The sequence below is a fragment of the Nonomuraea wenchangensis genome (assembly GCF_900111685.1).
GTDB lineage: Bacteria > Actinomycetota > Actinomycetes > Streptosporangiales > Streptosporangiaceae > Nonomuraea > Nonomuraea wenchangensis.
Window position 1 is genome coordinate 386160 of sequence record NZ_FOHX01000001.1, and the last position, 25379, is coordinate 411538.

At 72.6% G+C, this 25379-nt stretch carries 18 protein-coding genes; 10 read left to right on the forward strand and 8 right to left on the reverse strand.

The annotated features are described in order from the left end of the window. Positions 1–18: 18 nt before the first annotated feature. Positions 19–927 (reverse strand): RNA polymerase sigma factor SigJ, encoded by a 909-nt coding sequence (gene sigJ, locus BMW85_RS01890; RefSeq protein ID WP_091076014.1) that lies wholly within the window; start codon positions 925–927, stop codon positions 19–21. 102 nt (positions 928–1029) lie between these two features. On the opposite strand from sigJ, the gene BMW85_RS01895 reads away from it, so the two are divergent. Beyond that, positions 1030–1392: a hypothetical protein gene (locus tag BMW85_RS01895; RefSeq protein ID WP_091076016.1), complete on the forward strand. Its 363-nt coding sequence runs from the start codon at positions 1030–1032 to the stop codon at positions 1390–1392. Between the two features lie 30 nt (positions 1393–1422). On the opposite strand, the gene BMW85_RS01900 is transcribed toward BMW85_RS01895, so the two are convergent. Together BMW85_RS01900 and dnaE are read right to left on the reverse strand one after the other, a co-directional pair. After that, positions 1423–2793: an amidase gene (locus BMW85_RS01900; protein WP_091076019.1), complete on the reverse strand. Its 1371-nt coding sequence runs from the start codon at positions 2791–2793 to the stop codon at positions 1423–1425. Between the two features lie 97 nt (positions 2794–2890). Beyond that, on the reverse strand, positions 2891–6418 hold the full coding sequence (gene dnaE / locus BMW85_RS01905; protein ID WP_091076021.1) for a DNA polymerase III subunit alpha: 3528 nt from the start codon (positions 6416–6418) through the stop codon (positions 2891–2893). 206 nt (positions 6419–6624) lie between these two features. Here dnaE and BMW85_RS01910 point away from each other — a divergent pair, with 206 nt between their 5' ends. Together BMW85_RS01910 and BMW85_RS01920 are read left to right on the forward strand one after the other, a co-directional pair. Next, positions 6625–8010, forward strand: coding sequence for an amino acid permease (locus BMW85_RS01910; protein ID WP_091076023.1), 1386 nt, complete (start codon positions 6625–6627; stop codon positions 8008–8010). A 129-nt stretch (positions 8011–8139) separates the two neighbouring features. Further along, positions 8140–9333, forward strand: coding sequence for an SGNH/GDSL hydrolase family protein (locus tag BMW85_RS01920; RefSeq protein ID WP_143082067.1), 1194 nt, complete (start codon positions 8140–8142; stop codon positions 9331–9333). A gap of 33 nt (positions 9334–9366) precedes the next feature. Here BMW85_RS01920 and BMW85_RS52285 read toward each other — a convergent pair whose 3' ends face one another. Then, positions 9367–10434, reverse strand: coding sequence for a chorismate mutase (locus BMW85_RS52285; protein ID WP_091076029.1), 1068 nt, complete (start codon positions 10432–10434; stop codon positions 9367–9369). Positions 10435–10737: 303 nt separating this feature from the next. On the opposite strand from BMW85_RS52285, the gene BMW85_RS01930 reads away from it, so the two are divergent. From BMW85_RS01930 to BMW85_RS50725, 6 genes are read left to right on the forward strand one after another with little or no spacing between them, the layout of a single operon-like run. Continuing rightward, a complete protein-coding gene (locus BMW85_RS01930; protein ID WP_091076032.1) occupies positions 10738–12531 on the forward strand; it encodes a serine/threonine-protein kinase in 1794 nt (597 codons plus the stop codon). 10 nt (positions 12532–12541) lie between these two features. Beyond that, positions 12542–14197: a protein kinase domain-containing protein gene (locus tag BMW85_RS01935; protein WP_091076034.1), complete on the forward strand. Its 1656-nt coding sequence runs from the start codon at positions 12542–12544 to the stop codon at positions 14195–14197. A 29-nt stretch (positions 14198–14226) separates the two neighbouring features. Then, positions 14227–15069 carry an AraC family transcriptional regulator gene (locus tag BMW85_RS01940; protein ID WP_245774556.1) on the forward strand — a complete coding sequence of 281 codons (843 nt, stop codon included), beginning with the start codon at positions 14227–14229 and terminating at the stop codon, positions 15067–15069. A gap of 10 nt (positions 15070–15079) precedes the next feature. Next, on the forward strand, positions 15080–15745 hold the full coding sequence (locus tag BMW85_RS01945) for an AzlC family ABC transporter permease (RefSeq protein WP_091076036.1): 666 nt from the start codon (positions 15080–15082) through the stop codon (positions 15743–15745). Positions 15746–15752: 7 nt separating this feature from the next. Continuing rightward, complete coding sequence (locus BMW85_RS01950) at positions 15753–16064, forward strand: AzlD domain-containing protein (protein WP_091076038.1); 312 nt, start codon at positions 15753–15755, stop codon at positions 16062–16064. Positions 16065–16073: 9 nt separating this feature from the next. Next, entirely contained in the window at positions 16074–17627 is a 1554-nt protein-coding gene (locus tag BMW85_RS50725; RefSeq protein ID WP_245774557.1) for a serine/threonine-protein kinase, read from the forward strand. A gap of 28 nt (positions 17628–17655) precedes the next feature. On the opposite strand, the gene BMW85_RS01960 is transcribed toward BMW85_RS50725, so the two are convergent. From BMW85_RS01960 to BMW85_RS01970, 3 genes are read right to left on the reverse strand one after another with little or no spacing between them, the layout of a single operon-like run. Next, positions 17656–18585, reverse strand: coding sequence for an RluA family pseudouridine synthase (locus tag BMW85_RS01960; RefSeq protein WP_091076040.1), 930 nt, complete (start codon positions 18583–18585; stop codon positions 17656–17658). Next, positions 18578–19123, reverse strand: coding sequence for a signal peptidase II (gene lspA, locus BMW85_RS01965; RefSeq protein WP_091076042.1), 546 nt, complete (start codon positions 19121–19123; stop codon positions 18578–18580). Before lspA ends, BMW85_RS01960 begins: the two co-directional genes overlap by 8 nt. A gap of 38 nt (positions 19124–19161) precedes the next feature. Next, complete coding sequence (locus BMW85_RS01970) at positions 19162–19551, reverse strand: TraR/DksA family transcriptional regulator (protein ID WP_245774558.1); 390 nt, start codon at positions 19549–19551, stop codon at positions 19162–19164. 473 nt (positions 19552–20024) lie between these two features. On the opposite strand from BMW85_RS01970, the gene ileS reads away from it, so the two are divergent. After that, positions 20025–23171, forward strand: coding sequence for an isoleucine--tRNA ligase (gene ileS, locus BMW85_RS01975; RefSeq protein WP_091077129.1), 3147 nt, complete (start codon positions 20025–20027; stop codon positions 23169–23171). A gap of 82 nt (positions 23172–23253) precedes the next feature. Here the strand turns inward: ileS and BMW85_RS01980 are convergent, their stop codons facing one another. Further along, complete coding sequence (locus tag BMW85_RS01980) at positions 23254–25356, reverse strand: hypothetical protein (protein ID WP_143082068.1); 2103 nt, start codon at positions 25354–25356, stop codon at positions 23254–23256. Between the last annotated feature and the right edge of the window lie 23 nt (positions 25357–25379).

Here is a 25379-nt window from a genome sequence, read left to right on the forward strand (position 1 = left end):
CACCGGCCGGCCGAGCGGTCAGTCGCCCCGCCTCCACGCCCGCAGCTTCTCCGGATTGCGCACCGCCCAGATCCGGGTCACGCGACCGCCGACGATCTCGAACGACGCCACGGTCCCGACGACGCCGGCCTCCCGCGCCACCAGGCCGGGCGTTCCGTTGACCGGCCGCTCCAGGAGCTCGAGCCCCGGGGCGAGGGCGGCGATGGCGACCAGGTAGCGGGCGATCTCCGCGCCGCCCTCGACCGGATGAGGGGCGGTGCTGACCAGGCCGCCGCCGTCGGCGGTCAGCACGGCGGCCGGGTCGAGGAGGTCGACGAGGGCCGCGATGTCCCTGGCCTCCCATGCCTCCTTGACCCGCCGTACGGTGGCGGCCCGCTCGGCCGCCGGCCCCGGCGTCCCCGCGGCCCGCGCCCGCCGCCGGGCGGAGGAGGCGAGCTGCTTGCAGGCGGCCGGGGTGCGGCCCACGATGTCGGCGATCTCGGCGAACGGGTAGCGGAAGACGTCGTGCAGCACGAACGCCACCCGTTCGGCGGGCGTCATCGACTCCAGGACGACGAGGAAGGCCGTGGTCACCGACTCGTCCATCACCAGCAGGTCGGCGGGGTCGGCGCCGGACCCCTGGCCCTCCCCCGCGCCGCCCGGCAGCGGCTCGGGCAGCCACGCGCCGACGTACCGTTCGCGACGGGCCCGCGCCGAGCCGAGCACGTCCAGGCAGATGCGGCCGGTCACCGTCGTCAGCCAGGCGCCCGGAGACACGACCTCGTCGCGCCGGTCGCGCGGCAGCGCGTACCAGCGTGCGTAGGCCTCCTGCACGGCGTCCTCGGCCTCGGACAGCGAGCCGAGCAGCCGGTAGGCGACGTTGATCAGCGGGCCCCGCTCACCGGCGAGCTCGCCGGCGCCCGTCCCCGCCGTCCCAGACGTCCCCATGGTCTCCGGCAGCCTCCTCGCCTTACCTTTCGCGCGCCCGCGTCGTCGGGCTGGTGAGACCTTATCGACCCACCGCCCCGGGGCGGGAAAGGGGACCATGACATGGCCACCCAGGCGACGGCACAGGGCCGTCTTTCGTTGCTGCGGATCGCGATCGCCCTGCAGACCTTGACCATCCTCCTGCAGGCGATCTCCGCCGGACTGCTGCTGACCACGTCCTACGGGGAGACGTTGCACGGCATCGGAGCCCGCGTGATGTGGGGGGCGGCGCTGCTGTACGTGCTCGCGGCGGTGCCGGCGTGGAAGCCGGGCGGTGGCTCCCCCCGGCCCATCGGGCAGGCGGCCGTCTTCCTCGTCCTCGCCTCGGCGCAGGTCGCGCTCGGCATCGCGGGCATGACGGCGGTCCATGTGCCCCTGGGCGTCCTGATGTTCGGCCTGAGCGTGCTGGCGCTGGCCCGACGCTGACGCCCGTCCCGGGGCCGGAGGAGAAGGGGGTCAGAGGAGCGGGCGGCGCTGGCCGTGACCGGTCGCCTGCTCGAAGGCGCGCGCCACGCGCAGCACCCGCGCGTCGGCGAACGGCGCGCCCACGATCTGCACCCCCACCGGCAGCCCCTCCGGCGTGAACCCGGCCGGCACCGACGCGGCCGGCGCGTGCAGCACGCTGATCCAGTACGCCGACCGCATCCACGCCAGGTAGTCCGGCAGCTCCTGCCCGTTGATCTCGCTGACGTACGGGTGCTCGACCGGGAACGGCGGCACCTGGCTGACCGGCGCGATCAGCACGTCGTAGACGTCGAAGAAGGCCGCCATGCGCTGGTAGAGGCGGCTGCGCGCGCGCTCGGCCCGCGCCAGGTCCTCGCCTGTGACCTTGCGGCCCTGCTCGACGTTCCAGGCCGTGTTGGGGCCGAGGCGGTCGAGGTCGCCGAAGGACAGCGCGTAGTTCCAGGCCCGGTAGGTGCGGAAGGCGTCCTCGGCGTCCGACAGGTCGAGCTCGACCTGCTCCACGTGCGCCCCGAGCCGCTCGAACACGGCCGGCGCGGTGGCGGTGACCGCCGCCGTGCGCGGATCGACGGGCAGCCCGCCCAGGTCGGGGCTCCACGCCACGCGCATCCCCCGCACGCCCTCCTCCGGCTCGGGCGCGAAGAACTCCTTGATCGCGTACGGCGAGCGCCGGTCGAACCCGGCGACCGCGCCCAGCATCAGCGTGACGTCCTCGACCGTGCGGGCCATCGGCCCGAGAACCGACAGCGTGTACCAGGCGTTGACGTCGGAGACCACCGGGACGCGGCCTGGGGTGGGCCGCAGGCCCACCACGTTGCAGAACGAGGCCGGGTTGCGCAGCGAGCCGCCCATGTCGGAGCCGTCGGCCAGCGGCACCATGCCGGTGGCCAGCGCCACGGCCGCCCCGCCGCTGCTGCCGCCCGCCGACCTCGACAGGTCGTAGGGGTTCCTGGTCGCGCCGAACACCTCGTTGACCGTGTGGGAGCCGGTGCCGAACTCGGGCGTGTTGGTCTTGCCGATGCTGATCGCGCCGGCCGCGCGCAGCCGCTCGACGATCAGCTCGTCCCGGTCGGGGACGTGGTCGGCGTAGACCGGCGAGCCGTAGGTGGTGCGGATGCCGGCGGTGTCGACGAGGTCCTTGTGGGCGACGGGCACCCCGTGCAGCGGGCCGTCGGGCTCGCGGGCGTCGGCCGCCTTAGCCGCGTCGAGCGCCTGCTCGGCGGCCAGCGTGACGATGGCGTTGACGTGCGGGTTGACCTGGTCGATGCGGTCGAGGCAGGCGCGGACCGCCTCGACCGCGCTCACCTGCCTGGTCCTGATCAGTCCGGCCAGCTCGGTCGCGCTGAGGTAGTGCAGTTCGCTCACCCTGACGATCCTGCCCCACGGGGGGCGGGTGGACGACGGCGAGGGTTGCCGATCGCCGTCCCGCCGCCCTGTGAAGATCAGACGCCGCGACCGGAGGTCAGGCGCCGAGGCAGGCCGGGCCGAGGAGCTGCTTGAGGTCGCCCATCAGGGCCGGCGACGGGGTGACGCGCAACCGGTCGTCGACCCGCATCACCGTCGTCCGCGGCCCGTTGTGGACCTGGAGGTGCACCTCCGACGTGCCAGGATGCGTGGTGAGGATCTCCTTCAGCCGGGTCACCACGGGCGGCGTGCAGCGGGTCAGCGGCAGGCTCACCAGCAGCGGCCCGCCGGCCTCCTGGGTGAGGTCGGGCGCGGTCACCTCCATCGCGATGATCTTGCCGATGTCCTCGCGCTTGTCGATGCGCCCCTTGACGAACACGATCGCGTCCTCGGCCAGGATCGTCGAGCAGAGCTGGTAGGCCGACGGGAAGATCATCACCTCGATGGCGCCTTCGAGGTCCTCCAGCTGGGTCAGCACCCAGGTGTCGCCCTTCTTGGTGACCTTGCGCTGCACCCCGCTGAGGATGCCGCCCACCGTGACGATCTGCCCGTCGGGCCGGCTGTCGTCCTGGAGTGCCGCGATCGAGCAGTCGGCCCCGGCCGCCAGGATGTGCTCGACGCCGAACAGCGGATGGTCGGAGACGTAGAGGCCGAGCATCTCCCGCTCGAACTGCAGCAGCGTCGTCTTGTCCCACTCGCCCGGCGGGATCTGCACGTCGAACGTCTGGTCCTCGCCGCCGTCGATCGCGCCGAACAGGGAGTCCTGGCCGATGGCCTCGTTCTTCTTGATGTCGATGATCGCGTCGACGGCCTGCTCGTGCACCATGACCAGGCCCTTGCGGACGTGCCCGAGCGAGTCGAACGCGCCGGCCTTGATCAGCGACTCGATGACGCGCTTGTTGCACACCAGCGCGGGCACCTTGCGCAGGAAGTCCTTGAAGTCGGCGAAGCGGCCCTTCTCCTTGCGCGCGGCGATGATGCCGTCGACGACGTTGGCGCCGACGTTGCGGATGGCCGACAGGCCGAAGCGGATGTCGGTGCCGCGCGGGGTGAAGTCGAAGTCGGAGTCGTTGACGTCCGGCGGGAACACCTTGATGCCCATGCGGCGGCACTCGTTGAGGTAGAGCGCCGACTTGTCCTTGTCGTCCTTGACCGACGACAGCAGGGCGGCCATGTAGGCGGCCGGGTGGTTGGCCTTGAGGTAGGCGGTCCAGTAGGAGACCAGGCCGTAGCCGGCCGTGTGGGCCTTGTTGAAGGCGTAGTCGGAGAAGGGCAGCAGGATGTCCCACAGGGCCTTGACCGCGGCGTCGGAGAAGCCGTTGTCCTTCATGCCCGCCTCGAAGGTCACGAACTGTTTGTCCAGCTCGGACTTCTTCTTCTTGCCCATCGCGCGGCGCAGCAGGTCGGCGCCGCCCAGCGAGTAGTTGGCGACCTTCTGGGCGATGGCCATGACCTGCTCCTGATAGACGATCAGGCCGTAGGTCGTGGACAGGATCTCCGCGAGCGGCTCCTCCAGCTCGGGATGGATCGGAGTGATCTCCTGCGCGCCGTTCTTGCGCAGCGCGTAGTTGGTGTGGGAGTTGGCGCCCATCGGGCCGGGGCGGTAGAGCGCGAGGGCGGCGGAGATGTCCTCGAAGTTGTCGGGCTTCATCAGCCGCAGCAGGGTGCGCATGCCGCCGCCGTCGAGCTGGAAGATGCCGAGCGTGTCGCCCCGGGCCAGCAGCTCGTAGGACTTGCGGTCGTCGAGCGGCAGCTTGAGCAGGTCGATCTGCTCGCCGCTGGTGCCCTCGATCAGCTTGAGGCAGTCGTCGATGATCGTGAGGTTGCGCAGGCCCAGGAAGTCCATCTTCAGCAGGCCGAGCGTCTCGCAGGTCGGATAGTCGAACTGCGTGATGATCGCGCCGTCGGAGTCGCGGCGCATGATCGGGATGTGGTCGGTCAGCACCTCGGCGGACATGATCACGCCGGCCGCGTGCACGCCGGTCTGCCGGATCAGGCCCTCCAGGCCGCGCCCGAGGTCGATCGTCGACTTGACGTCGACGTCCTCCTCGTAGAGCTTGCGCAGCTCGCCGGCCTCGGCGAAGCGGGGGTGGTCCTTGTCGAAGATGCCCGACAGCGGGATGTCCTTGCCCATGACGGCGGGCGGGAACGCCTTGGAGACCTTGTCGCCCAGCGCGTAGGGGTAGCCGAGGACGCGGCCGGCGTCCTTGACGGCGGCCTTCGCCTTGATCGTGCCGAACGTGGCGATCATGGCGACCTTGTCGGCGCCCCACTTCTCGGTGACGTAGCGGATCACGTCGCCGCGCCGACGCTCGTCGAAGTCGATGTCGACGTCGGGCATGGACACGCGCTCGGGGTTGAGGAAGCGCTCGAAGATCAGGCCGTGCGGGATCGGGTCGAGGTCGGTGATGCCCAGCGCGTACGCCACCAGCGAGCCGGCCGCCGAGCCACGCCCGGGACCGACGCGGATGCCGTTGTTCTTGGCCCACATGATGAAGTCGGCGACCACGAGGAAGTAGCTGGGGAAGCCCATCTGGATGATGACCCGCAGCTCGTTCTCGGCCCACTCGCGGTGCTCGTCGTCGAGGCCCTCGGGGAAGCGGCGCTCCAGCCCCTTCCAGACCTCCTGCCGGAAGAACTCCTCCTCGGTCATCCCCTCGGGGACGGGGAAGGTCGGCATGAGGTTCTTGTAGGTGAAGAACCCCGTGGGATCGACCTTCTCGGCCACGAGCAGGGTGTTGCGGCAGCCCTCGGCCCACAGGTCGGAGGAGTCGACGGCGCGCATCTCGTCGGCGGTCTTGATGTAGTAGCCGGAGCCGTCGAAGCGGAAGCGGTCGGGGTCGGACAGCTGCTTGCCGGTCTGGATGCACAGGAGGGCGTCGTGCGAGGAGGCGTCGGACTCGTAGGTGTAGTGGGAGTCGTTGGTGACGAGGGGCGGGATGCCCAGCTCCTTGCTGATGCGGGTCAGCCCGTCGCGGACGCGGCGCTCGATGTCGAGGCCGTGGTCCATGATCTCCAGGAAGAAGTTGTCCTTGCCGAAGATGTCCTGGTATTTCGCGGCGGCCTTGAGCGCCTCGTCGTACTGGCCGAGACGCAGCCGGGTCTGCACCTCACCCGAGGGGCAGCCGGTGGTGGCCATGAGGCCCTCGGAGTGCTCGGCGAGGATCTCGGCGTCCATGCGGGCCCACTTGCGCACGAAACCCTCGGTGAAGGCGCGCGAGCTCAGCTTCATCAGGTTGTGCAGGCCCGTCTTGTCGCGGGCCCAGATCGTCATGTGGGTGTAGTAGCCGCCCGCCGAGACGTCGTCCCTCTTCTGGTGCGGCTCGCCCCACAGCACCGGGCGCTTGTTGTGGCGCAGCTCCGGCGCGACGTACGCCTCGATGCCGATGATCGGCTTGATGCCGGCGCCGGTGGCCTGCTTGTAGAAGTCGTAGGCGCCGTGCATGTTGCCGTGGTCGGTGATGGCGATCGCCGGCATGCCGAGGTCGCCGACCTGTTTGAACATCTGCTTCAGCCGGGCGGCGCCGTCCAGCATCGAGTATTCGGTGTGCACGTGCAGATGGACGAACGAGTCGCTGGACGACATGGAGCGGCGCCTCCCGGGTCTGCCTGACGGTGCCCGCCGGACGATGGCGGTGGTCCGACTCTAGTGGCCCGCGCCGACATCCTGGAGCCGCCCCGCGACGATCCCCGGGCGTCTTCCGGCCGGGCTCACGGACGGCGTGCCGGGGCTCGCGCGATCAGCGGCGCCGATATCGTCGTGGCTACGGAAAGTAGCGGAAGGGACGCGGAGTGCGCACGCAGACCGACGAGGGTTACTCGCACGCGCTGGGCAACCGGCAGGTCCAGATGATCGCGATCGGCGGGGCGATCGGGGTGGGGCTGTTCCTCGGCGCGGGCGGGCGGCTGCAGGCCACCGGGCCCGCGCTGGTGCTGTCCTACACCGCGGCCGGCCTCGCCGCCTTCTTCGTCATGCGGGCGCTCGGCGAGCTCGTGCTCTACCGGCCCACGTCGGGGTCGTTCGTCGAGTACGCCGGCGAGTTCATCGGCCCCTGGGCTGCCTTCGCCAGCGGCTGGATGTACTGGGTCAACTGGGCGTTCACCGGCATCGCCGAGCTGACCGCGATCGCCGCCTACATCCACTACTGGGCGCCCGCCTTCCCCCAGGCGCTGACGGCGCTGATCGCGCTCGGCTTCGTCCTGCTGGTCAACCTGCTGTCGGTGCGGCTGTTCGGCGAGCTGGAGTTCTGGTTCGCGCTGCTGAAGGTGCTGGCGATCACCGTCTTCCTCGTGGTGGGGCTGGTGCTGGTGGTCTTCTCGGTCGGCGGCGCCGGGCCGGGCAACCTGGTCGCGCACGGCGGGTTCACCCCGACCGGGCTGCCCATGGTGCTGATGAGCCTGCAGTCGGTGGTGTTCGCGTACGCCTCGATCGAGCTGGTCGGCATCGCGGCGGGAGAGACGGCGCGGCCCCGCGAGGTGATGCCCAAGGCCGTCAACGGCGTGGTGTGGCGCATTGCGGTCTTCTACGTGGGATCGGTGCTGCTGCTGGCGATGGTGCTGCCGTGGACGGTCTACCGGGCCGGGGAGTCGCCGTTCGTGACCGTCTTCTCCGGGCTCGGCGTGCCGTGGGCGGCCGACGCCATGAACCTCGTCGTCATCACGGCGGCCCTGTCGTCGTGCAACTCCGGCCTGTACGCGACCGGGCGCATCCTGCGGTCCATGGCCAGGAAGGGCGAGGCGCCGGGGTTCGCCGTCGCGCTGAGCAAACGGCACGTGCCCGTCGGGGGCATCGTGTTCACGGCGCTCACGTTCCTCGGCGGGGTCGTGCTGTTCTACTTCCTGCCGGAGCGGGCGTTCAACATCGCCACGGCGGGCGCCTCGCTCGGCGTGGTCACTACCTGGGGGGTGCTGGTCTACTGCCAGCTGCGGCTGCGGCGGGCGGGGCACCGCTCGGCGTTCCCCATGCCGGGCTCCCCCGTCACCAACTGGCTGACGCTGGCGTTCCTGGCGCTGGTGGTGCTGCTGATGCCGTTCGCCGACCGCGATCAGCGGGTGGCGTTCTTCCTCATCCCCGCGCTGGTCGCGGCCATCGCCGCGGGGTGGCTGCTGGTGCGCAGGCGGCGCAGGGCGCCCGCGCCGGCCCTCGCGACTCCCGAAGGGCGGCCGGAGACGGGTTAGTCTCGATGCGGCACGAAGTCCGCCGTCCGGGGGGAGGCCGCACTGGACACGTCCGAGCCCGACACCACTCGCCGGGCCGCCGAGCCCGCCTCACCCACCCTCACAGAGCCCGTCCCCACACCCGCACCCGTGCCGAGAGAGCCGGCACTGACGGAGTCGGGGCCGACGCAGCCCCTGCCGGCGGAGCCCTTGCCGGCGTCCTCGCCCCCGGCGTCCTCAGGCCAGCCGTCCTCACGCCCGCCGTCGTCTCGTCTGCCGGCGCTGGAGCGGGGCGCGGGGCGGTCGTGGTGGCGGGGGGCGCCGGGGCGGGTCGTCGTCGCGGTCGTCCTGGGCGTCGCCCTCGCGGTCGCCTGCCTGCCGCTCGGCGTGGTGCCGAAACTGGCCTGCGCCGTCCTCGGCCTCGGCTGCCCGGACATGACCGCGCCGACCGGCCGGCTCCCCGAACGGGTCCGCCTCACGCCGGTCCAGGCGGCGCAGAGCGGCGCGTACGTCGGCCTCGGCGACTCCTACTCCTCCGGCGAAGGCGTCTACGACCAGGACACCGAGCCGGTCAACGACGGCGCCGACCGCTGCCACCGGGCAAGCGGCTCGTACGTCCCCGTGATCGCCGAGACCTACCGCTTCGCCGGCGGCACCGCCTTCTACGCCTGCAGCGGCGCCACGACCGGCCAGCTCCTCACCGGCCAGTGGGGGCATCCCCCGCAGATCAGCCGGGTCGGCCCGGAGGCGAGCCTGATCACGCTGAGCATCGGCGGCAACGACGCGGGCTTCTCCAAGGTCCTGACCGCCTGCATCGCCAAACTGCCCTGGTCGTCGGCCTGCGTCGACCAGGACGCCGCCGTCGGCCACCGCATCGGGCAACTGCGCGCCGACATGCTCAAGGTCCTGCGCGAGCTGCGCGGCCGGGCGCCCGAGGCGCGGATCGTCGTCCTCGGCTACCCCCGGCCGTTCCCGCAGGATCCGGTGGCCTCCGTCGACAACCTGAGCGCCGACGACCAGCGGTGGATCAACGGCGTGGCCCGGCGGCTCAACGACACGGTCGGGGCCGTGGTGCGCGACTTCGACCGCGCCATCGCGGCGTTCGGCGGGCCGGGCAGCGCTGAGTACGTGGACGCCTACGAGGCTTTCACGGGGCACGAGGTGGGACGGCAGCAGCCTTACCTGAACGGGCTGGCGCTGGACATGGACCCGATCAACGTCAACGCCCGCAGCTACCACCCGACGGGCGAGGGTTACCGGCGCTTCGCCGAGCTGATCAACGAACAGATCGCCGCCGGCCCCGGCCGGCCGCTCAACAACTACCGCCTCACCGCCACCCCCTGACCCCGTCCGCCGCGCGAACCGGGGTGGAGGGGGTCAGCTGTGGTGGCCGCGTTCCTCGGCCAGGTGGAGGCCGGCCTCGATGACGGCGTTCATGACGGGGGCCAGCCGGGCCTCGCCGAGTGACGGGGCGCGCAGGGCCATACGGGCCACCAGGGCGCGTTCCCTGGCCAGGTCGCGGCCGGCGAAGCCGCCGACGGGCTTGAGGCGCTGGACGGTGCCCGCGAGGGCGGCACGCCGTTCGAGGAGGGTGGCCAGGGCGGCGTCCACGCGGTCGATGGCGGCCCGGCACTCGGGGATGGTCGCGGGCGACTCGGGCCGCAGCAACGCCCCCACGACCGTCACGGCCTCCTCGGCCACCCGCCACGCCGTCAACGCCTCCACCTCCGCGTCCGACGCGCCCTGGCCGGTCCCCCGCCGTACGGCGCCACCACGCGGGAGGGGCGGCGTCCCGTACGGGAAGGCCGGGGCGAGGCGGAGGCGGGCGGGGGCGTGCACGACGAGGCCGTCGGCGCCGGCGGCGACGGCGGCCGGGGACAGTCCGGGGTCGGCCGAGACGTCGGCCAGCACCGGCCGGCCCGACGCCGTACGTGCCGCCCGTAGCAGCCCGAGGTCGAGCGGGCCGCGCTCGCAGAGGATCACCCGCCCGTCGCCTTCGACGGCGCAGTAGTCCGCGAGCCCGAGCCACTCCTCCAGCGGCGCGCCCGCCCGCCGCTCGACGACGACCGGCAGCCCGAGCTCCGCCGCCGCCCGTACGAGCGGGATGTCGCGCGTCCAGGCCGCCCCCACCACGACCGCGTCCGCGAGCGCGGCGATGGCCGGCAGGTCGGCGGCGGTGCGCGGCTCGGCGAGCACGACCGCGGCCCCCTCACGAGCCCCCGCGCCCGCCCGAGCGCCCTCCGGGACGCCTTCGGCAAGGCCGCCCGGCAACCCGCGGGCCTCCCACGCGCCCGGCAACCCGCGGGCCTCCCGCAGCACCTCGTACGCGTCCGTCTCCGCCGGATGGGCCCGCAGGCTCACCCGGTCACCGATCACCACGGCGGGCCCCTCGCCCACCAGCAGTTCGCCGACGGCCACCGCGTGCCGTTCCAAGGTCGACGACATGACCCAACCCTCTCTGCACAGGCCGGCCCACACGCCATGCGGACAGGAGCCGGCGGGAAAACAAAAAGGCAGAGACGGGTGCGTCTCTGCCTCGTGCCGGCTCCAGGTGGTCGCTAGCTGCCGACCGGCCCTCCCGGAGCCGGCTCGGTAAACACCTGGCGACAAGTCATGTGAGCAGCCTACACCCTGTTCTCACCTGCTGGACGGCCGTTCTCGTATGGCGGACTGTCCTTCGCGCGAGTCGCCGATGATCCCCCGCTATGGGAGTATTTCTTGGCCGAGAGGGAGGGTTTGAGGCCGTTGATGTCGGATCGTAAGCAGGCAGGACGTCGCATCGCCGGCCGCTACCAGCTGCAGGAGATCATCGGCCGGGGCGGGATGGGCATCGTCTGGCGAGCCCACGACGAGCTGCTCGACCGCACCGTCGCGGTCAAGGAGGTCCGCTACGCGGCCGCCCTGGGCGAGGAAGTGCAGCTCCTGAACCGGCGCACGATGCGCGAGGCTAGGGCGGCGGCGCGGTTCGAGCATCCCAACGTGATCGTCGTGCACGACGTGATCGAGGAGGACGACCGTCCCTGGATCGTCATGCAGCTCGTGCAGTCGCGATCGCTGGGGACGGTCATCAAGCAGGAGGGGCCGCTGCCGCCCAAGCGGGTGGCCGAGATCGGCCTCGCCGTGCTCGACGCGCTGCACCGGGCGCACGAGGCGGGGGTGCTGCACCGCGACGTCAAGCCCGAGAACGTGCTGCTGGCCGACGACGGCCGCGTGGTGCTCACCGACTTCGGCATCGCCACGCTGGAGACCGAGACGCAGCTCACGGTGACGGGTCTGGCGGGCACGCCGGCGTTCATCGCGCCCGAGCGGCTGAAAGGGCTGCCCGCGCGGCGCGAGTCCGACCTGTGGTCGCTGGGCGCCACCCTCTACACGGCGGTGGAGGGCCGCTCGCCGCACGAGCGCGGCATGGCGCTGGCGACCATGCACGCCGTGCTGACCGACGAGCCCGACCCGGCCCCGCACGCGGGCCCGCTGGCCGACGTGATCGCCGGGCTGCTGGCCAAGGAGCCGGTGCAGCGGCTGATGTACGAGGAGGCCGAGCGCATGCTGCGCCGGGCGATCGCGCAGGCGAGCCCGGAGGCCACCACGCAGTTCCCTGCCTCGGCGCCGCGGGAGACCAGGTCGTCCGCGAAGCCGGCCCGGCCGCGCAGGCAGCCTTACCAGCCCAAGCCGCCCGCCGAGGACGACACCCCCACAGATCCCGACCTGCTGCCCGCCGCCGCAGGCACACCGCCCGAGACGGGCGCCAGGCTCACCCCGGTGACCGGCGGCCCGAAGCCGCCCGCGGAGTCCACCATGGACGCGGGCGCCCCGTCACAGCAGCGGCGGCCCGGCCCGGTGATCGCGGCCGCGCTCGCGGTCCTGCTCGTCGCGGGCGTGGCCGGCTACCTCGGCCTGCGTCAAGGCCCCGGCGACGATCCCGGCGACGCCGGCGCCTCCACGGCGGGCGTGCGCACGTCGGCGTCCCCGCCGTCCTCGCCGTCGGCGAGCGAGGGCACGCCCTCGGACGACCCGTCGCCGAGCGCCTCCGCCACGCCGAGCGCCTCCGCCTCGCCGAGCGCGTCCCCGAGCGAGACGAAGAGCGCCGACGCCGCGCTGCCCAAGGGCTGGAAGTGGTACAAGGACAAGAAGATGGGCTTCACCATCGGACTGCCTCCCGGCTGGGACGTGTGGGACCGTAGCGGGCTGCAGGTCAAGTTCAAGGGTCCGGGGGCGGCGTCCAACGCGTACGTCATGGTCGAGGAGGCCGCCAAGCCCGGCAAGGACCCGTACAAGGACTGGAAGAAGCAGGAGCCGGTGCTGAAGCACAACTTCGGCGGCTACAAGAAGCTCGACATCAAGCGGGTCGACTACCAGAAGTCCGCCGCCGACTGGGACTTCACCTGGAACACCAACACCGGCAAGACGCGGGTGCGCAACCGGGGCTTCGTCACCGACAACGGGCGGGCGTACGCCATCTACTGGCACACGCTCAACAGTCACTGGAAGTCCGACTACCGCTTCTTCGAAGGGTTCTGCGCGTCGTTCAAACCGGCCAAGTAGGCTTCCCGCCGTGCGTGTCAGCAACCGCTACCGACTGCTCGAGCCCCTCGGCGAGGGCGGCATGGGCGTGGTCTGGCGGGCCTACGACGAGTTGCTCGACCGTACGGTCGCGATCAAGGAGGTCCGCTACGCCGGCGTCGGCGACGAGCGGCGGGCCGAGCTCAACCGGCGCACGATCAGGGAGGCGAGGGCGGCGGGCCGCCTGGACCACCCGTCGGTCGTGGTCGTCCACGACGTGGTCGAGGAGGACGGCCGGCCGTGGATCGTGATGCAGCTCGTACGCTCGCGCTCGCTCGGCCAGGTGGTGCGCGAGCAGGGGCCGCTGCCGGTCGGGCAGGTGGCGCTGATCGGCGGCCGGGTGCTGGACGCGCTGCGGACCGCGCACGCGACCGGTGTGCTGCACCGCGACGTCAAACCGGAGAACGTGCTGCTGGCCGACGACGGCCGGGTGGTGCTGACCGACTTCGGCATCGCCTCGCTGGAGGCCGAGGCGGGGCTGACGGCGACCGGCGGGCTGGTGGGCACGCCCGCGTACATGCCGCCGGAGCGGCTGAACGGCGAGCCCGCGCGGCCGGAGTCCGACCTGTGGTCGCTGGGCGCGACGCTGTACGCGGCGGTCGAGGGCGAGCCGCCGTTCAAGCGCGACTCGTGGGCGGCGACCGTGGCGGCGGTGCTGCGCGACCAGCCTGAGCCGCCGCGCCGGGCGGGGGCGCTGACGCCGGTCGTCATGGGGCTGCTGCACCGGGACCCGGCGGGCCGGCTGCCGGCGGGGGAGGCCGCGCGGCTGCTGCACGAGATCGCCACCACCCACACCACACCCCCCGCCCCCTTCCCCAGCCCTGCCGGGCAGGTGCCTCACTCCTCCGGGCCGGTGCCGCAGGCGACGCAGGAGCCGGGGCGGGCGCACGTCACAATGCCGGAGGGGCGGTCCCGGGGTGGCCGGGGGCCGCTGGCCGTGGTGACGGCGGTCGTGGCCGCGCTGGCGGTGCTCGGCGCGCTCGGCGTGGGGGGCTGGCTGCTGTACGACAACTCGGCGTCCCCCCTGACGTCCTCCCCGGCGGCCGACCAGACGGCGACCGGCCCGACAGACATCGGCCCGACGGCGACCAGCCCGACGGCGACCGGCCCGACAGGGGCCGATCCGACGGCCACCGATCCGGCGGAGCCGACGCCGTCCGGCACCTCCTCGCCCCGCCCGACGACCCGCCCCCTCCCCGCGGGCTGGCGTACGCTCACCAACACGGCGGGCGGCTTCACCATCGGCCTCCCCAAGGGCTGGCGGGCCACGAAGACCCCCGACAGGGACAGCATCCGCCTCACCGGCCCCGACACCCCCGGCGCCATGATCGTCGAGTGGACCGTCCCCGACCTCCCCTGGCAGGACCCCAAAGCCCACTGGCTGGGCCTCGAACGGGAGATCCGCGCCAAGGGCGAGTTCCGCGACTACACCCGCATCGGCATCACCGGCGTCAGGTACCTTGGACGGGAAGCCGCCGACTGGGAGTTCACCCGGGCCCGCTCCGGGAGCCTCATCCACGTCGTCAACCGCGGCTTCCACACCGCCGACGGCCGCCCGTTCGCCCTTTACTGGGAGACCCTCGACTCCCGCTGGGCCCGCGACCGTCACTATTTCGACGCCTTCGTGAGGACCTTCCGTCCCCGGTGAAGGCCCGGACCGATGAGCAGGGACCTGGCGTGAAAGAGCTGGCCCACTTCTGGCGGCACCCCGCGGTGCCGGAGACCGACCTGCTCAAGGCCCGCTACGTCACCCACCGCTTCTCCCGCCACGTCCACGACGGCTACGCCATCGGGGTGATCCTCAGCGGCGTGGAGGAGTTCGACTACCGGGGCACCACCCACCGGGCTGGCGCGGGCGAGCTGGTGCTGGTCAATCCCGAGTCGGTGCACACCGGCCAGGCGGGCACGCCGGAGGGCTGGTCGTACCGCATGTTGTACCCGTCGATCGAGGCGCTGGCCGGGATCGCGGCCGAGCTGCGTGCCCCCTACGCGACGCCGCACTTCCCGCGCCAGGTGGTGCAGGACCAGGCGGTGGCGGCGCTGCTGGCGCGGGCCCACCAGGCGGCCGAGCGGGGCGACGCGCTGGCCGCCTCGACGCTGAGCCGGACGATGTTCGCCCGGCTGCTGACCCGCCACGCCGCGCCCCGCCCGGTGCGGCCGTTGTCGCCCGCGGGCGGCCGGGCCGTGCGGGAGGCGCTGGAGCTGCTGCACGAGAGCCTGGTGGACCCGCCCGCGCTGGAGGAGCTGGCCGCGGCGGTGGGGGCGCGGCCGTTCGGGCTGCTGCGGGCGTTCAAGGAGGCGACGGGGCTGCCGCCGCACGCCTACCTGACCTCGCTCCGCGTACGCACCGCGCGCCGCCTGCTGGAGGACGGCGTACGGCCGGCGCAGGTGGCCGCCGAGGTGGGGTTCACCGACCAGGCGCATCTCACCCGGCACTTCCGCCGCATCGTGGGGGTTCCGCCGGCTGCCTATCAACGTGCCGCAGGAACGTACAAGACGGACGAAACGCCCATCGCCTAACCTCCAGGCCATGGATGGAACGACACATCGTCCCGCCGCCGTGCGGGACGGTCTGGGCGTGGGCCTGGCCGTGGGGCTGTCCGGGCTCGCTTTCGGGGCCGCGGCCGTCACCGCGGGGCTGAGCGTGCCGCAGGCGTGCGTGCTGAGCCTGCTGACGTTCACGGGGGCCTCCCAGTTCGCGCTGACCGGAGCCGTCGGCGCGGGCGGCGACCCGCTGGCCGCCGTCGCCGGCGCGCTGCTCCTCGGCGGCCGCAACACCCTGTACGGCCTGCGCCTCGCCGACCTGCTCCGCGTACGCGGCCCCCGGCGACTGCTGGCCGCGCACGGCGTGATCGACGAGACCGCGGCCGTCGCGCTCGCCCAGCCCGACCGGGACTCGGCGCGGACGGGCTTCACGGTCACCTTCGTCAGCCTCTACATCGCCTGGAACCTGACGACGCTCGCCGGCGCGTACGGCACCGCGTTCCTAGGCGACCCCGGCGCGTTCGGGCTGGACGTGGTGGGCCCGGCGGCGTTCCTCGCCATCCTCTGGCCCCGGCTGAGCACGAGCCGCGAGCTGCGCGTGCTCGCGGCGGGCGCGGCGGCGCTCGCGCTGTGCGCCACGCCGTTCCTGCCGCCGGGCGTACCGGTGCTGCTGTCGGCCGCGGCCGTCCTGCCGGCCCTGATGCGAAGGTGAGGCGGCGATGACGTTGTGGTGGGCGATCGCCGCCCTGTGCGCGGGCTGCTACGCGCTGAAGCTCTCGGGACTGGCCGCGCCGCGGTGGGTGCTGGACCATCCCGTGGTACGCAGGTTCGCCGAACTGGTGCCGGTGGCGCTGCTCGGCGCGCTGGTCGCGGTGCAGGTGTTCACCGAGGCGGGCGAGCTGCACATCGATCCGGCCCGTACGGCGGGGCTCGCCGCGGCGGTGGTCGCGCTGCTGCTGCGGGCGCCGTTCCTCGCCGTGCTGTTCGCCGCGGCGGCGGTGACCGCGCTTGCCCGGCTGCTTCTCGGGTAGTCGCGATGCATGTCCGATTCAGCGGCGGTGACGGTCGGCGGGAGATATCGGCTGCTCAAGGCGATCGGCAAGGGCGGCATGGGGAAGGTCTGGCAGGCGCATGACGAGGTGCTGGGCCGGGACGTGGCGGTCAAGGAGGTCCTGCCTCCGCCCGACCTGACCGGGCCGGAGCGCGAGGTGTTCTCCCGGCGCACCTTCCGCGAGGCCAGGGCGGCCGGCCGGGTGGCGCATCCGGGCGTGGCCACCGTGTACGACGTCCTGGAGGAGAACGGGCACCCCTGGATCGTCATGCAGCTCGTACGCTCCCGTACGCTCGGCGAGGCGATCAGGGAGGACGGGCCGCTGTCCCCGCACGACGTCGCGAAGATCGGCGTGCAGCTCCTCCAGGCGCTGCGCGCGGCGCACGCCGCCGGGGTGCTGCACCGCGACGTCAAACCGGACAACGTGCTGCTCGCCGAGGACGACCGTGCCGTGCTGACCGACTTCGGCATCGCCACGACCGAGGACGACAGCACCGTCACCCGTACGGGCGTCCTCATCGGGACGCCCGCCTTCATCGCGCCCGAGCGGGCGGCCGGCGGGCGCGCCTCGCCCGCGTCGGACCTGTGGTCGTTAGGCGTCACGCTCTACCAGGCCGTCGAGGGCCACTCCCCCTTCCAGCGGACCAACCCCCTCACCACGCTGGGCGCGGTCATGCACGCCGAGCCGGAGCCGGCGACCCGCGCGGGCGTGCTCGCCCCGGTGCTGGGCGGGCTGCTGCGCAAGAACCCGGCCGAACGCATGACGCTGGACGACGCCGAACGGCGGCTCGCCGCGATCGTCATGGGCGGCTCCCCCGGCCCGGCGTCGGCCACCCGGATCATGCCCACCCCCGTGGCAGGCGCCGCCGCAGCGGGCGCGACCGGGCTGGACGCGGGGACGGTCCCGGGCGGCCCGGCGGAGGCCGGCGCAGCCGGGGAAACGCGCGTGGCGGGCGCGGGCATGGCGGGCATGGACGCGTGGGGCACGGCGGGCACGGCAACGGCGGGCGCTGACGCCCGGGCCGCGTACGGCGGCGCCGAAACGGCGGACGAGGACTACGGGACGGCGAGTGCGGGCGCCGGGGTGGCCGGCGGTTCGGGGAGGCGGCGGCGCGGGGTCACACTGGCGGCGCTCGCCGGTGGCGTGGTCCTGGTGGCCGCGGTCACCGGCGGCGCGGCCTGGTGGTCCAGCCGGGCCACCGACTCGGAGCACACCCCGTCGTCCACCCAGCCGGCCGTCGTCACCGAGTCCTCCTCACGGCCCTCCTCCTCGGAGGAGGAGTCCCGCCCGGCGCAGACCGAGCCGCCCTCCAGCCGGAGCGGCGAGGCGCCCGCGCCCGAGCGGTCACCGGACGCCTCGCCCTCCCCCACCGGCGATCGCCCGACCCAGAAGAAGACCCCCGCCAGGACCTCGGCCCCCGCCGACGACGAAGACCAGAACGGCGGCGACGACAACGGCGGCGGCGAGAAGCGGGACACCGGCGAGGGGGAGGACAAGCCGTCCGACTCGGACACGTCCGGCGTGATCGAGGGCTCGCAATAACGCCGGCCGCCCCGCAGGACTCCTCGCCTCAGGACTCCTCGCGCACGATGTCGAGCGCCTTCTGCAGGTCGGCCGGATAGTCGGTGCTGAACGACATCCACTCACCCGTGGACGGGTGCTCGAACCCGAGCGCCACCGCGTGCAGCCACTGCCGGGTCACCCCGAGGCGGCCGGCGAGCGTGGGGTCGGCGCCGTAGAGCAGGTCGCCGACGCACGGGTGCCGCAGGGCGGACATGTGCACCCGGATCTGGTGGGTGCGTCCGGTCTCCAGCTTGATGTCCAGCAGCGAAGCCGCCCGGAACGCCTCTATCGTGTCGTAGTGGGTGATGGACGGCTTGCCGCCGGCCACCACCGCGAAGCGGCCGTCGCCCGACGGGTGGCGGTCGATCGGCGCGTCCACCGTGCCCCGGAACGGGTCGGGATGCCCCTGCACCAGCGCGTGGTAACGCTTGTCGACCGTACGCTCCTTGAAGGCGCGCTTGAGGTGGGAGTAGGCGTGCTCGCTCTTGGCGACGACCATGGCCCCCGTGGTGTTGGCGTCGAGGCGGTGCACGATGCCCTGGCGTTCGGCGGCGCCGCTGGTGGCGATGGTGTGCCCGGCGCCGAGCAGCCCGCCGATGACCGTGGGGCCGGTCCAGCCGACGGTCGGGTGGGCGGCCACGCCGATGGGCTTGTTGACCACGATGATGTCGTCGTCCTCGTACACGATGGTCATGCCCGGCACCGGCTCGGCCACGGGCATGGGGGTGGTGACCGGCGGCGGCAGCGTGACCTCCAGCCACGCGCCCGCCTGCACGCGGTCCGACTTGGCCGGCTGCCGGCCGTCCACCAGCACGTCGCCGCCCGCGATCAGGTCGGCGGCCCGGGTGCGGGAGAAGCCGAACAGCCGCGAGAGCGCGGCGTCGAGCCGCTCGCCCTCCAGACCGTCGGGCACCGGCAGGCTGCGCTGCTCACTCACTCGGGCCCGCCTCCTTGCCGCCGTCCGCCTTCGCCTCGCCGGCGATCTCCCTGGTCCCGTCGATCTGTACGTTCCGCCAGGCCAGCAGCACCGCCAGGATGCCGCCGCAGACGATGGCGGAGTCGGCGATGTTGAAGACGGGGAAGTAGTCGATGACGGGGAAGTGGCCGGGCAGCACCTCGATGAAGTCGACCACGTGCCCCTGGAGCTGCGTCAGCCGCCCGAACCCCGACGGGTAGCGCAGCAGCCGGTCGGTGAGGTTGCCGAGGGCACCGCCGAGCAGCAGGCCGAGCGTGACGGCCCACGCCCGGCTGCCCAGCTTGCGCGCGGTACGGATGATCGCCACCACCACACAGGCGGCGATCAGCGTGAAGACGAAGGTCATCCCGGTGCCGAGGCTGAACGCGGCTCCGGAGTTGAAGATCACCCGGAACTGCAGGACGTCCTGGATGACGACCAGCGGCGCCTGGCCCTCAAGCGTCCGCAGCGCCACCGTCTTGGTGATGAGGTCGGCCGCGTAGATCACGGCCGACAGCACGACGAGGAGCGCGACCAGGCGACGACGGCGAGGTCGGCCTAGCGGCGCTCCTCCTTCTGCTTGCAGGCCACGCACAGCGTCGCCCTCGGGAACGCCTGCAGGCGCTCCTTGCCGATCGGCTTGTGGCACGATTCGCACACTCCATAGGTCCCTGCGTCGATCCTGGCGATCGCACGTTCGTTCTGCGCGACCAGGTCGCGCGCATTCAGGGTAAGGGCGATCTCACGTTCGCGCTCGTACGTCTTCGCGCCGGCGTCCGCCTGGTCGTCGCCGGCTCCCTGGGTGATCTCCCCGGAGGCTATCTCGCTCTCGTGCCGGAGGATGTCCGCTTCGAGTTCGTCGATCTCCTGCTGGAGCCTGTCGCGTACCTCGGCCAGCTCCTTGTTCGACCACATCGACGGTGTAGCGGTCTGCGTGACTGCCGCCATGCTTGCCTCCATTGCTGATCAAGGCCATAAGGTGCGGGCAGCTTAGGATCCTGCTAACGGAACGACAAACGACCCGCCGCACGGTTTACCTGTCCCGTACTATCCCGGCTCGCGCGTCTAACTCCTCAACCGCGGCGTCCATTCCCACAACTTTGTCGGTGTTTACGGCTTGCGTACCCGGCTCGGCGGGCCGGCTTCCGCGCACGCCACCGGAAAACATGGAAGCTCCGGCCCCAGCTCTGCGTTATGGTTGAAGACCTGCAAGGCGTTGATGGGGCCCCGACTGTGAGGGATATCACCCCGGAGCCGCCGGAAGAACGGCTCGTTCCGAGCTCACTAGACCCGGCAGCAGACCCAAAGAAGAGGGCTCCGCCCGCGGGCGGAGTCAAGAAGGGTGGTACCGCGGAGTCTCACTGGCTTCGTCCCTTCACGCTTGCCCAACCGGACGATCAAGCGTGGAGGTCTCGCCCGAGATGTCTTCCCCAACCTTCCGCCCTCTCCCCGCGCAGGTCGACCTGCCCGCGCTCGAGCGCGAGGTCCTCGACCGCTGGCGGGACGGGAAGATCTTCGAGCGTTCCGTGGAGCAGAACGCGGGCAACCCGTCGTGGGTCTTCTACGAGGGCCCGCCCACCGCCAACGGCCTGCCCGGCGTGCACCACGTCGAGGCGCGCGTCTTCAAGGACCTCTTCCCCCGCTACAAGTCGATGCGCGGCTTCAGCGTCCCGCGCAAGGCCGGCTGGGACTGCCACGGCCTGCCCGTCGAGGTGGGCGTCGAGCGCGAGCTGGGCCTGTCCGGCAAGCGCGACATCGAGACGTACGGCATCGCCGAGTTCAACGCCAAGTGCCGCGAGTCGGTGCTGCGGAACGTGGACGCCTTCGAGCAGCTCACCGAGCGGATGGGCTACTGGATCGACCTGTCGCAGGCCTACCGCACCATGGACCCGTCCTACGTCGAGTCCGTGTGGTGGTCGCTGAAGGTCATCTTCGACAAGGGGCTGCTGTTCCGCGACTTCCGGATCACGCCCTACTGCCCGCGCTGCGGCACCGGCCTCTCCGACCACGAGATGGGCCAGCCCGGCGCGTACGAGACCGTCTCCAGCCCGTCCGTCTACGTCCGCATGCCGGTGCTGTCCGGCCCGCTGGCCGAGCTGAACGCCTCGCTGCTGATCTGGACCACCACGCCGTGGACGCTGGTCTCCAACACCGCCGTCGCCGTGCACCCCGACGTCACCTACGTCGCCGCGCGCACCGCCGACGGCGAGGTCCTGGTCGTGGCCGAGCCGCTGCTGTCGGTCCTCGGCGAGGACGCCACCGAGGTCGCCCGCTACACCGGCCGTGAGCTGGAGCGCACTCCGTACGCGCGGCCGTTCGAGCTGGTCGACATCCCTGACGCCCACTACGTCGTGCTGGGCGACTACGTCACCGTCGAGGACGGCACCGGCCTGGTCCACCAGGCCCCCGCCTTCGGCGCCGACGACATGGCCGTCATCAAGCGCTACGACATGCCCGTCGTCAACCCGATCGGCCCCGACGGCCGTTTCCTCGACGACGTGCCCATGGTGGGCGGCACGTTCTTCAAGGACGCCGACGAGCGGCTGACCGACGACCTGCGCGCCCGCGGCCTGCTCTACCGCGGCGGCCACTTCGACCACAGCTACCCGCACTGCTGGCGCTGCCACACGGCGCTGCTCTACTACGCGCTCCCGTCCTGGTACATCCGCACCACCGCGGTCAAGGACCAGATGCTGGCCGAGAACGCCGACACCAACTGGTTCCCCGAGACGATCAAGTGGGGCCGGTTCGGCGAGTGGCTGCGCAACAACGTCGACTGGTCGCTGTCGCGCTCGCGCTACTGGGGCACGCCGCTGCCGCTGTGGGTGTGCGGCGAGAACGACGGCCACGTCACCTGCGTCGGCTCGCTGGAGGAGCTGGGCACGCTGGCCGGGCGGGACGTCTCCGCGCTCGACCCGCACCGCCCCTTCGTGGACGACGTCAGCTTCCCCTGCCCGACCTGCGGCGCCGAGGCCCGCCGGGTGCCGGACGTCATCGACGCCTGGTACGACTCCGGCTCGATGCCGTTCGCGCAGTGGGGCGAGCGCGGCAAGCCCGAGGGCGTCTACCCGGCGCAGTTCATCTGCGAGGCCACCGACCAGACCCGCGGCTGGTTCTACTCGCTCATGGCCGTCGGCACGCTGGTCTTCGGCCAGTCCTCCTACGAGAACGTGCTCTGCCTCGGCCTGATCCTCGCCGAGGACGGCCGCAAGATGAGCAAGCACCTCGGCAACATCCTGGAGCCGATCCCGCTCATGGACGAGCACGGCGCCGACGCGCTGCGCTGGTTCATGGCCTGCTCCAGCTCGCCGTGGTCGGCCCGGCGCGTGGGACACAACGTCCTGGAGGAGATCGTCCGCAAGGTCCTCCTGACGTTGTGGAACACCTCGTCGTTCTTCACCCTCTACGCCAACGCCGAGTCCTGGACCCCGGCCCGGCTGGCCGAGGCCACCCCGGCCGCCGAGCGCTCGCTGCTCGACCGCTGGGCCCTCGCAGAGCTGCACCGCACGGTCGCCGAGGTCACGGCCGCGTTCGACGAGTACGACACCCAGCGGGCCGGCCGCCGCCTGGCCGAGTTCCTCGACGACCTGTCCAACTGGTACGTCCGCCGCTCGCGCCGCCGCTTCTGGCAGGGCTCCGAGGACGCCTTCGCGACCCTGTACGAGTGCCTGGAGACGGTGCTGCGGCTCATGGCGCCCGTCACGCCGTTCGTCACCGACCACCTCTGGGACGTCCTCCGCCCGGCCGACGCCCCCGTCTCCGTGCACCTGGCGTCCTGGCCGGAGGCGCGCCAGGACCTCATCGACCCGGTGCTGTCCGACCGGATGGCGCTGGTGCGGCGGCTGGTGGAGCTGGGCCGCTCGGCCCGCGCCACCTCCGGCGTCAAGACCCGGCAGCCGCTGCGGCGGGCCCTGGTGGGCGCGCACGGGTGGCAGTCGCTGCCCGGCGAGCTGCGAGGGCTGGTGGCCGAGGAGCTCAATGTCCAGACCCTGGAGGACATGTCGGGCTTCAGCGCCGACCTCGTGTCCTACACGGTCAAGCCCAACTTCCGGACGCTGGGCAAGCGGTTCGGGCCGCGTACCAAGCTGGTGGCCGCCGCCGTCACCGCCGCCGACCCGGCCCGGGTGGCCCGCGCGATCCGCGCCGGCGGCACGGTCATGGTCGAGGCGGACGAGCTCGGCGAGATCATGCTCGGCCCCGACGACGTGATCGTCAACGAGCAGCCCAAGTCCGGCTGGGCCGTGGAGACCGGCGCCATCGGCGCGGGCGCGGGCGAGACCGTCGCCCTGGACCTGGAGCTCACGGACGAGCTGCGCCGCGCCGGACTGCTGCGCGAGGTGATCCGCCTGGTCCAGGAGGCCCGCAAGGCCACCGGGCTGTCGATCACCGACCGCATCGAGCTGTGGTGGTCGACCGCGTCGCCGGAGCTCGCCGCCGCGCTGCGGGAGGAGCCGCGCGTGGTGACGGAGGAGGTGCTGGCGACGTCGATGACGGAGGGCGCCGCCGACGGCCTTCCGGTCCACACGGACGACGACCTGTCCCTGACCTTCCAGCTCCGCCGCGCCTGACCCCGTACGGTACGGCGAACGCCCCCGGTCGTGTGATGACCGGGGGCGTTCGTCTGTCTGTGCCGAGGGCGTGCGCTCGGGGTCAGGAGACCGATTCGCGGTCGTGCCGGCAGATCGGGCAGATCGTCAGCCCGGCGGCCTTCGCCTCGGTGACCGTCATCGTCTCGACGCCGCTGTCCCCAGCGCCCTTGATCAACGGGCAGTCGGCGCCGTGGTAGCGGCGCGTGCCGACGATGACCTTCACCGTGCTGGCGCCCTGGTCCGGCCGCTTCGGCCCCGACGGCTTCTCACCGCTCTCGGACCCTTCCTGCCCCGCGACGGGGAACACCGTGGTCCGGGAGGCGGCGGAAGACTCCTGCGCCCGCTCCTTCGGGGCGACCGTGATCCGCGGCTGCGGCGCCGTGGACGGCCCCGAATCGTCGTCCTCGTCGTCGGTGGACGCGGACTGACCCGGCTCGGCGGCGCCGGACCGGCCCGGGAGGCGCAGCGAGGGGTCGGTGCGTTCGGCGTCACCCTCGGGCGGCGCCACGCTCCCGCCTCCGGACGAGCCACCACGGCCCTCACCAGAAGCACCGCCTGACGTGGTGGCGGGCTTGGGCGGCGTGGTGGATTCACCGGACGTGGTCGCGGACTTGCCAGAGGCGACGGCGGACCCACCAGCGCCGGGCTCACCGGACTTGCCTGAAGTCGCGGACTTGCCAGACGTCGCGACGGGTTTGCCAGACGTCGCGGACTTACCGGACGTCTCAGCAGACTTCCCGGACGTGCTGATGGACTTCCCGGACGTCTCAGCAGACTTCCCGGACGTGCTGACGGGCTTGCCGGACGTCTCGGCGGACTTGCCGGACGTCGCGGACTTCCCGGGCGTCTCGGCGGACTTGCCGGGCTTGCCGGCGGCCTCGGATGCCGTCTCGGATGCCGCTCCCGTACCGGAAGCAGGCGCGGTGCCGGGCTTCTTGCCCTCGGCGGGGCGCGGGGTGGGCTCGTCCTCGGAGCGGGAGCCCTTGCCGGGCGGCGTGGGCTGGGGCCGGCTCGCATAGGGCGGCGGCCGGAAGATGGAGGTCTGGGTCTCCCCCTGCTCGTCCTCTGACCCGGCTCCTTGGTCGGACGGGCCGCCCTTGGTCGCGGTCTGGCCTGCCGATGCGGCGGCCGGCCTGCCGAACCATCCGGCGGCGCCTTCCTCGCGGGTGGCGGCCTGCTCCGGCCTGTCCCCGGGCTTCGGCCCCTCGGGCTCTGCTCCGGCGGCGGGCTCCTGGCGGGCGGCCGGTCCGGTGCCGGATTGCGGCGCGTCGCCGGGCCTGCCGCCTTCGGCGGGCCTCGGGCCGGTGACCGCGTGCGGGCCGCTGGGCGACTGCGAACGGGCGCCCGGCTTCGCGCCTGTGGGCGACTGCGAGCCTGTGGGCGACTGCGGGCCGGAAGACGGTTGCGCGCCGCTGGCCGACCGTGGACCTGTGGCCGACTGCGGGCCGGTGGCGGGCTGCGCATCAGCGGTCGGGCGTGCGCCCGTGACCGGTTGCGGGCCGCTGGCCGGTTGCGGGCCTGGGCGCGGGGTGGACGGCGGGCGCGGGATGCGGGGTTCCGTGGGCGACTCCACCCGGCTCTCCGCGGCGAGCGCGGAGCCGGGGGCGGCGGACTCGGGATCGGCGGCAGGCGGCAGCTGCCGTCCGCCGAGCGCTGCGTCGGGCAGGCACGCCGTGCAGGGCGTGAAGCCCTCCTCGCGTGCCTCCTCGTAGGTGAGCTCCTCGTGCTCCCGGCCGGCGAGCTGCCGACAGCCGGCCACGTGGTAGCGCTTGCGGCCGGGGATCACCAGCACGATCGCGTCCGGTGCGACACCGCCGGCCGGGGGGCGGCGCGGACCGGTGGCCGGAACGGTCACCGTCCGCTGCGGCGGCTGCGGCTGCGGGCGCGGGGGGGGCGAGGGCTGGTGAGCCACAGGACCGGTCTGGTTGTACGGCGAGCCAGGAGGCGGCATGAGCCCCGCGGGAGGGGGGGTGGCCGGTGCGGCGGCCCGCCCACCACCGGGGAACAGCTCGTGTCTCCGCAGGAACGCCCCGATCACCAGGAACAGCGCGGACAGCACGCTGACCACGATGGACCACATGATCAGGAACGGCTTCGCCAGTACGAAGCCCGCGATCAGCAACACGACCGCCGCGAGCACCAAACCAGCACTGATAAGGATCACAGAGGGCTCTTTCGAGTGACAGG

What these genes read in the sequence shown, in the direction of transcription:
- BMW85_RS50725 (WP_245774557.1), top strand. Translation starts at nt 16,074, where the DNA reads ATGTCCGATTCAGCGGCGGTGACGGTCGGCGGGAGATATCGGCTGCTC.
- sigJ (WP_091076014.1), bottom strand. Translation starts at nt 927, where the DNA reads ATGGGGACGTCTGGGACGGCGGGGACGGGCGCCGGCGAGCTCGCCGGT.
- dnaE (WP_091076021.1), bottom strand. Translation starts at nt 6,418, where the DNA reads ATGTCGTCCAGCGACTCGTTCGTCCATCTGCACGTGCACACCGAATAC.
- BMW85_RS01895 (WP_091076016.1), top strand. Translation starts at nt 1,030, where the DNA reads ATGGCCACCCAGGCGACGGCACAGGGCCGTCTTTCGTTGCTGCGGATC.
- BMW85_RS01930 (WP_091076032.1), top strand. Translation starts at nt 10,738, where the DNA reads ATGTCGGATCGTAAGCAGGCAGGACGTCGCATCGCCGGCCGCTACCAG.
- BMW85_RS01950 (WP_091076038.1), top strand. Translation starts at nt 15,753, where the DNA reads ATGACGTTGTGGTGGGCGATCGCCGCCCTGTGCGCGGGCTGCTACGCG.
- BMW85_RS01945 (WP_091076036.1), top strand. Translation starts at nt 15,080, where the DNA reads ATGGATGGAACGACACATCGTCCCGCCGCCGTGCGGGACGGTCTGGGC.
- ileS (WP_091077129.1), top strand. Translation starts at nt 20,025, where the DNA reads ATGTCTTCCCCAACCTTCCGCCCTCTCCCCGCGCAGGTCGACCTGCCC.
- BMW85_RS52285 (WP_091076029.1), bottom strand. Translation starts at nt 10,434, where the DNA reads ATGTCGTCGACCTTGGAACGGCACGCGGTGGCCGTCGGCGAACTGCTG.
- BMW85_RS01970 (WP_245774558.1), bottom strand. Translation starts at nt 19,551, where the DNA reads ATGGCGGCAGTCACGCAGACCGCTACACCGTCGATGTGGTCGAACAAG.